Annotated in this window: 11 protein-coding genes and 1 tRNA gene; 4 read left to right on the forward strand and 8 right to left on the reverse strand. The window is 69.0% G+C overall.

The window, feature by feature from the left end; all coding sequences use genetic code 11:
• The first annotated feature begins 30 nt into the window (after positions 1 to 30).
• The 3 genes from MRBLWH10_RS06000 to MRBLWH10_RS06010 all read left to right on the forward strand — a co-directional run bounded on the left by MRBLWH10_RS06000 (position 31) and on the right by MRBLWH10_RS06010 (position 2,290).
• On the forward strand, positions 31 to 804 hold the full coding sequence (locus MRBLWH10_RS06000) for an ATP-binding cassette domain-containing protein (RefSeq protein ID WP_105672973.1): 774 nt from the start codon (positions 31 to 33) through the stop codon (positions 802 to 804).
• Positions 805 to 901: 97 nt separating this feature from the next.
• Positions 902 to 977, forward strand: a tRNA-Asn gene (locus MRBLWH10_RS06005).
• Between the two features lie 68 nt (positions 978 to 1,045).
• Complete coding sequence (locus MRBLWH10_RS06010) at positions 1,046 to 2,290, forward strand: threonine/serine exporter family protein (RefSeq protein ID WP_341941995.1); 1,245 nt, start codon at positions 1,046 to 1,048, stop codon at positions 2,288 to 2,290.
• Positions 2,291 to 2,475: 185 nt separating this feature from the next.
• On the opposite strand, the gene MRBLWH10_RS06015 is transcribed toward MRBLWH10_RS06010, so the two are convergent.
• Together MRBLWH10_RS06015 and def are read right to left on the reverse strand one after the other, a co-directional pair.
• On the reverse strand, positions 2,476 to 2,991 hold the full coding sequence (locus MRBLWH10_RS06015; RefSeq protein WP_341941996.1) for a septum formation family protein: 516 nt from the start codon (positions 2,989 to 2,991) through the stop codon (positions 2,476 to 2,478).
• Positions 2,992 to 3,108: 117 nt separating this feature from the next.
• Entirely contained in the window at positions 3,109 to 3,675 is a 567-nt protein-coding gene (def, locus tag MRBLWH10_RS06020; RefSeq protein ID WP_341941998.1) for a peptide deformylase, read from the reverse strand.
• A 61-nt stretch (positions 3,676 to 3,736) separates the two neighbouring features.
• Between def and MRBLWH10_RS06025 the strand changes: the two genes are divergently transcribed.
• Positions 3,737 to 4,720 (forward strand): DMT family transporter, encoded by a 984-nt coding sequence (locus MRBLWH10_RS06025; protein ID WP_341942570.1) that lies wholly within the window; start codon positions 3,737 to 3,739, stop codon positions 4,718 to 4,720.
• A 63-nt stretch (positions 4,721 to 4,783) separates the two neighbouring features.
• Here MRBLWH10_RS06025 and pgl read toward each other — a convergent pair whose 3' ends face one another.
• Genes pgl through tkt form a run of 6 tightly spaced genes read right to left on the reverse strand, consistent with a single transcriptional unit; the run spans position 4,784 to position 12,881 of the window.
• Positions 4,784 to 5,572, reverse strand: coding sequence for a 6-phosphogluconolactonase (pgl, locus tag MRBLWH10_RS06030; protein ID WP_341941999.1), 789 nt, complete (start codon positions 5,570 to 5,572; stop codon positions 4,784 to 4,786).
• Entirely contained in the window at positions 5,569 to 6,504 is a 936-nt protein-coding gene (locus MRBLWH10_RS06035) for a glucose-6-phosphate dehydrogenase assembly protein OpcA (protein WP_341942000.1), read from the reverse strand. Before MRBLWH10_RS06035 ends, pgl begins: the two co-directional genes overlap by 4 nt.
• The gene (gene zwf / locus MRBLWH10_RS06040) at positions 6,501 to 8,048 is read right to left on the reverse strand and encodes a glucose-6-phosphate dehydrogenase (RefSeq protein WP_105672979.1); all 1,548 of its coding nucleotides are present in this window, start codon (positions 8,046 to 8,048) and stop codon (positions 6,501 to 6,503) included. Before zwf ends, MRBLWH10_RS06035 begins: the two co-directional genes overlap by 4 nt.
• A gap of 23 nt (positions 8,049 to 8,071) precedes the next feature.
• Positions 8,072 to 9,679, reverse strand: coding sequence for a glucose-6-phosphate isomerase (locus MRBLWH10_RS06045; protein WP_341942001.1), 1,608 nt, complete (start codon positions 9,677 to 9,679; stop codon positions 8,072 to 8,074).
• Positions 9,676 to 10,788 carry a transaldolase gene (gene tal / locus MRBLWH10_RS06050; RefSeq protein WP_341942002.1) on the reverse strand — a complete coding sequence of 371 codons (1,113 nt, stop codon included), beginning with the start codon at positions 10,786 to 10,788 and terminating at the stop codon, positions 9,676 to 9,678. The genes MRBLWH10_RS06045 and tal overlap by 4 nt, the downstream gene beginning before the upstream one ends.
• Positions 10,785 to 12,881: a transketolase gene (gene tkt / locus MRBLWH10_RS06055; RefSeq protein ID WP_105672982.1), complete on the reverse strand. Its 2,097-nt coding sequence runs from the start codon at positions 12,879 to 12,881 to the stop codon at positions 10,785 to 10,787. The genes tal and tkt overlap by 4 nt, the downstream gene beginning before the upstream one ends.
• Positions 12,882 to 12,990: the final 109 nt, after the last annotated feature.

The following is a 12,990-nucleotide window of genomic DNA, read 5'->3' on the forward strand; positions in this document are numbered from 1 at the left end:
GCGCCCCTCGGCGCAGGGCAGGATGGAGGCATGTCCCGAAGGCCCGACTCCACCACCGCGATCGACTGCTCGGACCTGGTGATCGACCGGGCCGGCCACGGTGCGCCGACCAGGGCTGTCGACGGGGTGACCTTCTCGCTCGCCCCCGGTGAGCTGATCTGCGTCGCGGGCCCCACCGGCTCCGGCAAGTCCTCGCTCGTGCTCGCCCTCGCAGGATCCACCGATCCGTCCGTCCGCGTGGTCGGCGGAAGCGCCCACGTCTGCGGAGTGGATGTGCGCCGTCCAGGACGCAAGCACCGGATTCTCACCTACCGCACGGGTTTCGTGCCGCAGGGAGCCGGTGCCGACCTGCCGCCGCGGCTCACCGTGCAGGAGGTGATCGCCGAGCCGATCCTGATCCGCGAGAAGCGCGTGAACACCAAGGCGCTCTCGATCCGCGTGGCCACCCTGCTCGACGAGATGCACCTGCCGCTCGGCACGGCCGCGAAGTTCCCCTACGAGCTGAGCGCCGGTATGCGGCAGCGGGTCGCGATCGCACGCTCCTTCGTGCTCGAGCCGAGGGTGCTGATCGCGGACGAGATCCTCGCCAACCTCGATCTCGAGGTGCGCCCCGTGGTCTTCGACGCCATCACCCGTCGTCGCAAGGAACAGGGCATGGGTGCGCTGCTGGTGACGAACGACGCCGACTTCATCCGCGAGCTGAACGCCGAGACCCTGATGCTGCGCAGCGGCCATGTCGTCGCCAGGGGAGTCGGAAAGGACCTGCTCTGGGCGCCCAACGCCGAGGCGGATTCGCAGTCCTGAACGGCGCTGGATGCGACACGCCCGAGTCGTCGTCCGTGTCACGAGCACGCCGAAGTCTTTGCTAAGCTTGTCGAGTTGCCCGCTCAGCGGAGCACATTCCTCGGTAGCTCAATTGGCAGAGCAGCCGGCTGTTAACCGGCAGGTTCTTGGTTCGAGTCCAAGCCGGGGAGCCAAGACCCCTGGCCTTCGCATGAAGGCCAGGGGTTCTCCTTTTCACCACAGCCGATGAAAGCCGGAGCGGATGACTCGATCCACGCAGTTCGCGCAACTCGGCGCGCTGCTGCTCGAGGCGGGATTCTCCGCCACCGACACTCGCGACGCGCTGGAGGAGATCCGTGCGCGTCGGGCCCCGGAGCAGGAGCTCGCCTTCGCTGTGCTCCCCGAAGCGGTGTTCGTGTCGCCCGCGGAGGGGTCGGAGGGATCGATCCTCCGCATGTCCTTGGCATCGTCCCTGTCGACGAGGCAGTCCGCGATGGTGAGCCGGATGATGCACCGTCTCCGTGACGGTGAGATCTCGCTGGAGCGGGCGCTCGGGGCCGAGCAGGACCGCATCCGCGCAGCCTGGATGCGCAAGCCGCTGCTGCGTTGGGTCGTCGGCAATGCGCTCCTCGCCGGCGGACTCGCGGTGCTGTTCCGCTGCCCCTGGTGGGCGGTCGTCGTGTCGACGCTCGTCGCGGCGCTCATGGGCGCTGTCGCCGTCCTGCTGCGCCGCATCCGTCCGGCTGCGGCGATCGTGCCGTTCGTCATCGCGTTGCTGTCGACCGTGCTCGTCAGCGAATCGGCGTCGATGCTGGGCTATACGACCGTGCCCCTCTTCGCCGTCTGCGCGCCGATCGCGATCCTCGTACCGGGGGCCATGATCACGAACGCCCTGCTCGAACTCACCTCGGCCGACGTCGTCACGGGCGCGTCGCGTCTCGTCTACGGCGTCGTGCAACTCGGATTCATGGCGGCGGGAGTCGCGGCGGGCAGCGCCTGGATCGGTCTCGAGATCGATCAGGACTCGGCCTTCCTGCTCGCCGATGTCGCGGGGATCATCAGCGCCGACCCGGCCTGGGCGTCCCTGCCCTCGACCATCTTCAGTTGGATCGGCGTCGCGGCCGTCGCGATCGGCATCAGTCTCGCGTTCGGCGCCGGGTACCGGCTCACCGCGGTCAGCATCGCCGCGATGGGGGTCGCGTACGCGCTTCTCATCGGGTTGGCGCCGTTCTGGGGGAGCACGGTGGCGACCGGTGCCACGGCAGCGGTGCTCTTCGTGATCGCCAGGCTGGTCGAGCGCTCCTCGTTCGCGATCCCCGCGACGATCACCTTCCAGCCGGCGTTCCTCCTGCTCGTGCCGGGAACCGTCGGACTCGTGGCGATCACCTCGTTCGACATCGACCCCGTCGCCGCGGCGCTGGCGATCTTCGCGAGCCTCTGCATCGGGACGAAGCTCGGTTCGATCATCGTCGACACGCACTGGTGGCGGCTGTTCCTGCGGCCGTGACCGGCGGGCGGACAAGAGCTTCTCTTCCCCGCTGGGCACAACACGGAGGCTGAGCGGACGTATCAACCGCGCGGTGTCCGCACCCATCATGGACTTCGAGTCCGGGACGGTCGCCGTGAACAAGCCTCACATGCAGAAGGGGACTCGATGGATATCGAGCCCCCTTCCGTGTGTTCTGTCGTGCGTCAGCGAGCGGCGCCCTTGAGGGAGACGCTGATCTGACCCGCAGGATCGGAGATCACACACTGCACGACCCGATCGTTCATCTGGTCCCAGGTCTGCTGAGTCGGGGTGATGGGATAGACATCGAGAGTCGTTGCATCCCACGCCACGCCGACGAAGCTGGTGAAGGCGTCTCCGGTGCAGTTCTTGACCGAAGCGTCGTCGATGGCCTCTGCGGAGTACTCGCCGTCCTCCATCTTGAACTCGTGGTAGACCTCTTCGTCATGCGGTTCGGTGCAGGGAACCACGTCGACATCCTCAAGGAGCCCGCTGGGCGCAGAGAGCATGCAGTCGCCGACCTTCAGCGCGAAGATGCCGATGTTGGAGCTCTCGGTGACCTGACCGGTCTTGTCGTCGCGGTCTGCGTCGGCCTTGCCGCTCCCCAGGATGCTGTTCAGTGCGCTGCAGCCGGTCAGTGCGAACGAGAGCGCCGCCGCCGATCCGACGAGAGCCAGCGCGTGTCGCGTGCGCAGTTTCATGTTTGTTCCCCTCCAGGACTGTGGTGAGCGGGCACAGAAGAGTCCCGCCTCAGGAAACGCTATCCGTCCCGGAGTCTGTGATGCAACTCGAAAACCCCTTTGATCAGGCTGAGAGTCTCAGCCCTCGAGATCGTCGACGCCCGGCATCCAGCTGGCGCCGGGGCGACCCCATCCGCGTTTGCGGGCGATCTTCTGCGCGGTCTTCCAGTCTCCGTCCGACAGGCGATCCACGTAGAGGATGCCGTCGAGGTGGTCGAACTCGTGCTGCATGATGCGCGCGCGCCAGCCGTCGACGGCGATCGCGACGGGAGCGCCGTCGAGGTCCGTCCCGGTCACCTGCACCCGCTCGGAGCGGCGCAACGGGAACCGCTCGCCGGGGAAGGAGAGGCAGCCCTCCGACTCCAGATCGGGGTCGGGGTCGCCGGGTTCGAGCGGGGTCATCCACAGCTCGGGGTTGATGATGACGCCACGCCACGGCTGATCGTCGTCGTCGACGTAGGCGTAGGTGTAGATGCGCAGCGGCACGCCGACCTGAGGGGCGGCGAGTCCCACGCCGGGCGCGGTGTCCATCGTCTCGAACATGTCGGCGACGAGCGTGCGGATCTCGTCGGTGATCGCCTCGACGGCGGAAGCGGGAGAGTGCAGGACGGGATCGCCCATGATGCGAATCGGAAGTACAGCCACGCCATAACCATACTGGGCGCACATCGCCGGGTAGGGTCGTAGGGTGAGCATCTCCGTATGGATGAGTGGGGCGGATGTCGGCGACCAGCTCGTCGGCGTCTTCCAGAATCCGCGACTCCTCCTGGGCATCCCGCTCGCCCTCGCGGGCGCCGTCTTCATGTCCCTCGGCGCGCAGTATCAGCACCGTGGGGTGGAGAAGGTCGAGCAGCTCAGCGGCGCGGACGGCGCGACCGGGCTGAGTCTCGACCAGATCAGAAGACTGCTGACGCGTCCGTCCTGGATCATCGGCACGCTCATGCTCGGACTGGCCATCGTGTGCCAGCTCGCCGCGCTCTCCCAGGCGCCGCTGATCGTGGTGCAGCCGCTCGGCGCGATCGCCCTCGTGATCACGACCCTGCTCAACGCCAGGGTCTCCGGACACACGCCGACGAGGCAGTCCATCACCGCGATCGTCTGCTGCGTCGGCGGCATCTTCCTCTTCGTCTCCTTCGCCGCGATCTTCGCGGCGGAGAAACCCATCAGCGACATCGAGCTCTTCACGATCCTGGCGATCCTGCTCGTCGTGATCATCGTGCTCGGCGCCTGCTGGCTCGTGCTGCGTCACCGCATGCGGGCTCTTTTCTACGTCATCGGCGCCGGCATCCTCTACGGCTTCGTGGCAACCCTCGCCAAAGCGGTCATCAATCGCATCGAGGCCGGCAACTTCGAGTGGATCACCCTCGTGTGCGTGATCGCCCTGATCGCGGCATCCGCCGTCGGCGCGTACTTCGTGCAGACCGCGTACAGCTCCGGTCCGCCCGACCTCGTCATCGCCGGTCTCACGGTGGTCGACCCGCTGATCGCGGTGCTCATCGGAATGCTCGTGCTCGGCGAAGCGGCGGCGGCGCCCGGCTGGGTGCTCGTGATCTTCGGGGTCGCCGGCGCCATCGCGGTGTGGGGCGTGGTCGGTCTCGCCCGGTACCACCCGCAGGTTCTCAGCGAGAGTCAGGAACTCGGCATCCCGCGGGGGAGCGAAGGCGCCACAGGAGCGGACGAGCAGAAGTAGGAGCTCTCCGCGCACTCGGGCTCCACGACCGTCACGACCGTCGAGGTCCGGGTTCGCGTCCGATCAGTACGCGGGGTCGATGAGGTCGGGGGAGACCTCGGAGGCAGCAGCCTCGTCGACGAAGAAGATCGTCCGCTTGCGCCCCTTGGCACCCGCTGCGGGCACGCTGGTGTAGCTGGCGCCCGCGAGGGCCAGACCGAGCGCGGAGGCCTTGTCGGCGCCCGTGAGCACGAGCCAGACGCGCTTGGAGGAGTTCAGCACCGGTCGGGTGAGCGTGACGCGCTCCGGCGGAGGCTTGGGGGAGTCGCGCACGGGCAGGGCTGCGGCATCCGTCACCGTGACCTCCGGGCGGTCCGGGAAGAGCGAGGCGATGTGGCCGTCGGGTCCGACGCCCAGGAAGCACACCGCGAACGACGGCCACGGATTCTCATCGGTTCCGAACCGCGCGAGCTCCGCCGCGTACGCGGTGGCCGCCTCGTCGAGGGTGAGGCCGCTGTCGGATGCTGCGATCTCGTGGACGTTCTCGACGGGGACCGGGATGCTGTCCAGGAGAGCCGCTCGGGACTGCACGGCGTTGCGGTCGGCGTGAGCACGGGGCACGAAGCGTTCGTCGCCCCACCAGAAGTGGACGAGAGACCAGTCGATGTCGGCCGACCGCGGATTCTCCGCCGTCGCGCGCAGCACCGCACCGCCCATCGAACCGCCCGTGAGGGCGATGTGGGCGATCCGGCCGTTGCGCGTGCGTGCTCGCAACCGAGCGATGAACCGGTCGGCCACCCGCGCCGCGACGGCGGCGGGGGTGGGTTCGACGACGACCCGCTTCTCTGCGGACGCTGTCTGCATCGACATCATTCTCCTGTCTCGGGCGGACCCAGCTTCTCCCAGCCCTCGGTGATGACTCGACCGTACAGGACATCGGGGTCGAGGCGACGCAGCTCCTCGGCGAGGCACTCCCTGAGCGTGCGGCGCGGCAGGTGGAGGTCGTGGTCGGGCTGCTCGGGCTGCGTGAGCACGGCGATGCCCGGGGTCGGACGCTCCAGCAGGATGTCACCGTCTGCACGGGTGAGCCGCACCGACTTGATGCCCTCCTGCCAGTGCTCAGGGTCCTCGTACGACCAGCGCACCGGCACGTCGAGCGCCATCTGCAGCCAGGCCGCGAGCAGCGCGGTCGAGGGCGAAGCGACGGCGCCGCGCACCTCGACGTCCGTCACCCCGAGGTACGGAGGCTGATCGAGCACCGCGGCGAGCTGCTCGCGCCAGTGCGTGAGCCGGGTCCAGGCCAGATCCGTGTCTCCGGGGGCGTGCGTCTCGCCGAGCAGGGCGAGTCGGTCGCGCACGTCGGGGGAGGTCGCGGCATCCGTGATGCGGCGCTGGGCGATCCTGCCGAGCGGCGAGGTCGCGGGGGAGACGGGCGCCTCTTCCGGCCACCAGGCCACCACCGGGGCGTCGGGGAGGAGGAGGCCGGTGATGAGGCTCTCCTCGTTGCTCGCCGCATCGCCGTAGGCGCGCAGCACGACGACCTCGCTGGCTCCGGCGTCTCCGCCGACGCGGATCTGGGCGTCGAGTCGCGACTCGCCACCACCGGTGGTGAGCACGATGACGCGCATCGGGTGCTCGCGTGATGCGTCGTTGGCCGCGTCGATGGCGGCCTCTGCGACGCCGTTCCGCGCCGAGATGACCAGGGTGAGCACGCGGCCGAGAGCGACGACGCCGCCCTCCTCACGGGCCTTGACGAGGTTCTTCGCGACCTGGCTGACGGTCGTGTCGGGAAGGTCGATGATCACGGGCGTCTCCAGACTCGTCCGTCGCGGGCCAACAGGGCATCAGCGGATGCCGGGCCCCACGATCCGGGTGCATACTGCTCGACGGGGCCGCCCTCGGCAGCCCAGTACTCCTCGACCGGGTCGAGGATCTTCCATGAGAGCTCGACCTCCTCGTGCCGCGGGAACAGCGGCGGATCGCCCAGCAGGACGTCGAGGATCAGGCGCTCGTAGGCCTCGGGGCTCGCCTCGGTGAAGGCGTGCCCGTAGCCGAAGTCCATCGTCACGTCGCGGACGTTCGTGCCGTTGCCCGGCACCTTCGAGCCGAACCGGATGGTCACGCCCTCATCGGGCTGAACGCGGATCACGAGAGCGTTCTGACCGAGCTCCGACGTGTTGCTGCGCCCGAACAGGTGCTCCGGTGCGCGCTTGAAGACGACCGCGACCTCGGTCACCCGTCGGCCGAGCCGCTTGCCGGTGCGCAGGTAGAACGGCACCCCCGACCAGCGGCGGGTGTCGATCTCCAGCTTGATGGCCGCGTAGGTCTCCGTCGCCGACTCGGGGTTCATCCCCTCCTCGTCGAGGAAGCCGGTGACCTTCTCGCCGCCCTGCCACCCCCCGGCGTACTGCCCGCGTGCGGTCGCCAGGGCGAGGTCGTCCGGGACGTGCACCGCCGCGAGGACCTTCTCCTTCTCGGCACGCAGGTGCTCCGCGGACAGGCTGATCGGCTCTTCCATCGCGGTGAGGGCGAGAAGCTGCAGCAGGTGGTTCTGGATGACGTCACGGGCTGCGCCGACGCCGTCGTAGTAGCCGGCGCGGCCGCCGACGCCGATGTCCTCGGCCATCGTGATCTGCACGTGGTCGACGTAGTTGCGGTTCCAGATCGGCTCGTACAGCTCGTTGGCGAAGCGCAGCGCCAGGATGTTCTGGACCGTCTCCTTGCCGAGGTAGTGGTCGATGCGGAAGATCGAGTCCGCGGAGAACGCCACCTCGAGGGCCTTGTTCAGCTCGCGAGCGGACTCGAGGTCGTGCCCGAAAGGCTTCTCGATCACGACCCGGCGCCAGCGGTCCTCTCCCTCGTCGTCTCCGACGAGGCCCGAGTCCTTGAGCTGCTGCGCGACGACCGCGAACGACTTCGGCGGGATCGACAGGTAGAACGCGTGGTTGCCCATCGTGCCCCGTTCCACGTCGAGCTGATCCACCGTCTCACGGAGCTTGCGGAACGACTCGGGGTTGTCGAACTCGCCGGACACGAAGCGGATGCCCTGGAGCAGCTGCGTCCACGTCTCCTCGCGGAAGGGGGTTCGCGCGTGCTGCTTGACCGCGTCGTACACGACCTGCGCGAAGTCCTGATCCTCCCAGTCCCTTCGGGCGAATCCGACGAGCGCGAAGCCCGGCGGGAGCAGGCCCCGGTTGGCGAGGTCGTAGACCGCGGGCATGAGCTTCTTGCGCGACAGATCGCCGGTCACGCCGAAGATCACCAGGGCGCTGGGCCCGGCGATCCTGTTGAGACGGCGATCATCGGGGTCGCGCAGCGGGTTGTGCCCGCGCGAGATGGGAACAGACATCGGTGGGGGATTCTCCTGGCTGCTTACTTCTGTGCTGCTTCGAAAAGGGTGAGCACGTCTGCCGACGAGTCGGTGATCGTCAGCGTGACGACCGGACGGCCGTGCTCCGCGAGCACCGCGGCGTCACCCGCGGCCTGCGCCTCGATGAGCTGACCGAACGTGAACGGCCGACCGGGGATCTCGAGGTCGACGTCGGTGCGCTCCAGGAGCTGGAGGAACACGCCCTGCGCCGGACCGCCCTTGTGGTACTGACCGGTGGAGTGCAGGAAGCGGGGTCCCCAGCCGAAGGTCGTCGGTCGACCGGAGTCGGCGGCGACGAGCTCGCGGAGGCCCTGCAGCTGCGGGACGTCGAGTCGGTTCACATAGGCCTGGATCGAGACGTAGCCGTCGTCGCCCAGTCGGGCCCACAGGGCGTCGAGGACGCCCTCGATCGTGCCGGAGGCGGCGAGCTCGGGGTCGGACACGCGGACCTCGACGCTGTTCTCGACGAACGCCGGAGCCGTGGCCTCCGGGCGGGCGTCCAGCAGACCGCGGGCAGCGATCTTGGCGGACTCGACGTCGGGCTGGTCGAACGGGTTGATGCCGAGCAGGTATCCGGCGATGGCCGTCGCATACTCCCAGACGATGAACTGCGCGCCGAGCGTGCCGGAGACGAGGATCTCGCCCTGGTGCTTCTCGCGGAGGTGGAACTCGTTCGCGTCATCGACCAGGCGCACGATCTGCAGGTCGGCGGGGTTCGCGTCGAGCTCCGGGGACACGGGCAGCAGGACGACGGGGAGGATGCCGGTGCCGTCCTTGCCCGTGGACTCCGCGATGAGCTGCTCGATCCAGTCGGGCAGGCCGTTGATGTGCGTGCCGTCGGTGATGAGCCCGAGCTTGTCACGGCGCGGGCTGGTGGCCGCGATCGCCGCTGCGAGGCGGAGAGCCGGGTTCTCGGCGGAGTCGACCGCGACCTCCAGCAGCGAGGCCTCGGCCTCGTCGAGCAGCTCGTCGATGTCGACGCCGGCGAGACCCGAGGGGACGAGACCGAACGCGGTGAGCGCCGAGTAGCGTCCACCCACGTTCGGATCGGCGTTGAAGACGCGATAGCCGGCGTCGCGGGCCGAGGCGTCGAGAGGCGAACCGGGGTCGGTGACCACGATGATGCGCTCGACGGGATCGACGCCGAGGTCGCGGAACGCCGTCTCGAACGTGCGGCGCTGAGAGTCGGTCTCCACGGTGGAGCCGGACTTCGACGACACGACGAGGACGGTGCTCTCGAGTCCGTCGTCGAGAGCGGCGAGCACCTGCGCCGGCGAGGTCGAGTCGAGGATCGTGAGCGGAACGCCCGCCGTCTGCGAGATGACCTCGGGGGCGAGGGAGGATCCGCCCATGCCCGCGAGGACGACGCGCGTGACGCCCTTCGCGGCGAGCTCGTCGCGCAGCGCCACGATCTCACCCACGAGGGGACGCGAGATCGACACGGCCTCGACCCATCCGAGCCGCACGGCGGCCTCGGACTCGGCATCCGGGCCCCAGAGGGTCGCGTCGCCCCCGGTGATGCGCGACGCGACGAGGTCGTGCACCAGTCCGGGGACGCTCTCCTCGATCGCGGCCTTCGCCGCGCCCGAGGCGTGCAGCGCGAAGGTCATCGCTGCGCCTCGAGCCCTTCGCTCACCTGGCTGAGCAGGTCGTGCCAGGAGTCGATGAACTTCGCGACGCCCTCGTCCTCGAGCACCTGGGTGACGTCGGCGAAGTCGATGCCGAGGTCGGCGAGCCCCGCGAAGACCGCGCGGGCCTCCTCGTAGCCGCCCGTGATCGTGTCGCCGGTGACGACGCCGTGGTCGAACGTCGCCTCGAGCGTCTTCTCGGGCATCGTGTTGACGACGCCCGCGGCGACGAGCTCCGTGACGTAGAGGGTGTCGGGCAGGTTCGGGTCCTTGACCCCGGTCGACGCCCACAGCGGGCGCTGCGGGTTCGCGCCCGCGGCGATCAGCGCCTGCGCGCGCTCACCGGCGAAGGTCTTCTCGTAGAGCTCGTAGGCGAGGCGCGCGTTGGCGAGGCCGGCCTTGTTCTTGAGGGCGTCCGCGGCGTCCGAGCCGATGGCGGCGAGGCGCTTGTCGGTCTCGGTGTCGACCCGCGACACGAAGAAGGACGCGACCGACTCGATGGTCGAGAGGTCGATGCCCGCCGCCTTCGCGGTCTCGAGACCGGTCAGGTACGCCTCGATGACCTCGGCGTAGCGCTCGAGGCTGAAGATCAGCGTGACGTTGACGCTGATGCCCGCGCCGATCGCCTGCGCGATCGCGGGAAGGCCGGCCTTGGTCGCGGGGATCTTCACGAGCAGGTTCGGGCGGTCGACCGTGGCCCACAGCTGCGTGGCCTGGGTGACCGTGCCGTCCGTGTCGTGCGCGAGGTCGGGGGAGACCTCGATCGACACGCGTCCGTCGACGTGGCCGGTGGCCTCCCACACGGGGCGGAACACGTCGAGCGCGGCGGCCACGTCCTGCGTGGTGGCCGCGAACACGGCCTCCTCCGCGGTCGCGCCGGATGCCGCGAGCTCGGCGACCTGCGCGTCGTACGACGTGTCGTCGGGGTTCGTGATGGCGTTCGCGAAGATCGTCGGGTTGGTGGTGACGCCCGTGACGTTGCGCGAGGCGATCAGCTCGGCGAGGTTGCCGGAGGAGATGCGGGTGCGGGACAGGTCGTCGAGCCAGATGCTGACACCGGCGGCTGCGAGGTCTGAGGTGGGGGTGCTCATGCGTTCTCCTTGATGGTCTCGCGTGCCGCCTGGATGACGGCTTCGGTGGTGATCCCGAACTTCTCGAACAGGGTCTTGTAGTCGGCGGAGGCGCCGAAGTGGTCGATGCCGACCGAGCGGCCGCGGTCGCCGACGATCCCGCGCCAGCTGAGCACGGAACCGGCCTCGACCGAGACCCGGGCGGTGATGCTCTTCGGGAGCACGCTCTCACGGTACGCCTCGTCCTGCTCGGCGAACCACTCCAGAGAGGGCGCGGAGACGACACGGACGTTCACGCCCTCGGCAGCGAGCGCCGCACGCGCGTCGACGGCCAGCTGGACCTCGGAACCGGTGGCGATGATGATCACGTCGGGGGTGCCGTTCGGCGCCTCGGCCAGCACGTACGCGCCCTTCGAGACGTTCGACGCGGAGGCGAAGGTGTCGCCGGATGCCGCGCCCTCGCCGCGCGCGAACACGGGGATGTTCTGACGGGTCAGGGCGATGCCGGTCGGGCCTCCCTGGCGGCGGAGGATCTCCAGCCAGGACGCCGCGGTCTCGTTGGCGTCGGCCGGACGCACGAGCGTGAAGTTCGGGATGGCGCGCAGCGTGGCGATCTGCTCGATCGGCTGGTGTGTCGGGCCGTCCTCTCCGAGGGCGACGGAGTCGTGCGTCCACACGAAGATGCTGGGCACGTCCATGAGTGCGGCCAGACGCACCGGCGGGCGCATGTAGTCGCTGAAGATCAGGAACGTGCCGCCGAACGGACGGGTCGGACCGTGCAGCTTGATGCCGTTGACGATCGCACCCATCGCGTGCTCGCGGATGCCGAAGTGCAGCACGCGGCCGTAGGGGCTGCCCGACCACTCGTGGGTGGACCACTCGGCGGGGATGAAGGACTTGGCGTCCTTGATCGTGGTGAGGTTCGACTCGGCGAGGTCGGCCGAACCGCCCCAGAGCTCGGGGAGCTCGGCGGCGAGGGCGTTGATGACCTGGCCGGATGCGGCACGGGTCGACACGTCCTTGCCCGCCTCGAACACGGGGAGGGCCGCGTCGATGCCGGCCGGAAGCTCCTTGGCCTCCAGGCGGTCGAGCAGGGTCTTGCGCTCGGGGTTCGCCGCCGCCCAGGCGTCGAACGACTCCTGCCAGGCCGCGCGGACCTCTGCGGAGCGTGCCGCGAGGCCGCGGGTGTGAGCGATGACGTCGTCGGCGACCGCGAAGTGCTCCTCAGGGTCGAAGCCGAGGACCTTCTTGGTCGCGGCGAGCTCGTCCGCGCCGAGGGCGGAGCCGTGGATCTTGCCGGAGTTCTGCTTTCCGGGCGACGGCCAGCCGATGATCGTCTTGAGGATGATGAGCGACGGCTTGTCGGTCTCGCCCTTGGCCGCCTCGATCGCGGCGTAGAGCTCGGCGACGTCCTCGACGTACTGGCCGGTCTTCTTCCAGTCGACGACCTGGACCTGCCAGCCGTAGGACTCGTAGCGCTTCGCGACGTCCTCGGTGAAGGCGACGTTCGTGTCGTCCTCGATGGAGATCTGGTTGGAGTCGTAGATCGCGATGAGGTTGCCGAGCTGCTGGTGGCCCGCGAGCGACGAGGCCTCGCTGGTGACGCCCTCCTGCAGGTCGCCGTCGCCGGCGATCACGTAGATGAAGTGGTCGAAGGGGCTGGTGCCCGCAGCGGCCTCGGGGTCGAAGAGGCCGCGCTCGTAGCGCGAGGCGTAGGCGAACCCGACCGCGGAGGCGAGACCCTGGCCGAGCGGGCCGGTGGTGATCTCCACACCCTTGGTGTGGCCGTACTCGGGGTGGCCGGGGGTCAGCGAGCCCCACGTGCGCAGAGCCTTGAGGTCGTCGAGCTCCAGTCCGAAGCCGCCGAGGTAGAGCTCGACGTACTGCGTGAGGGAGGAGTGGCCAGCGGAGAGGATGAAGCGGTCGCGGCCGAGCCAGTCGGTGTCGGCGGGATCATGACGCAGTACCCGCTGGTACAGCAGGTAGGCGGCCGGCGCCAGGCTCATCGCGGTGCCGGGGTGGCCGTTGCCGACCTTCTCCACGGCATCCGCCGCCAGCAGCCGAGCGGTGTCCACCGCGCGCCGATCGATCTCTTCCCACTGCAATTCCGACACGGTGAAGCCCTTCTCAACAGTTCGAGAGCGCCCGGTATGCACTGTCGCGGTCCGCAACGATACGGAAGGGGATGCTTGAGCGCCGGGCGCGCGAGTGTTTTCAGCATAG

The organism is Microbacterium sp. LWH10-1.2 (assembly GCF_038397765.1).
Taxonomy (GTDB): domain Bacteria; phylum Actinomycetota; class Actinomycetes; order Actinomycetales; family Microbacteriaceae; genus Microbacterium; species Microbacterium natoriense.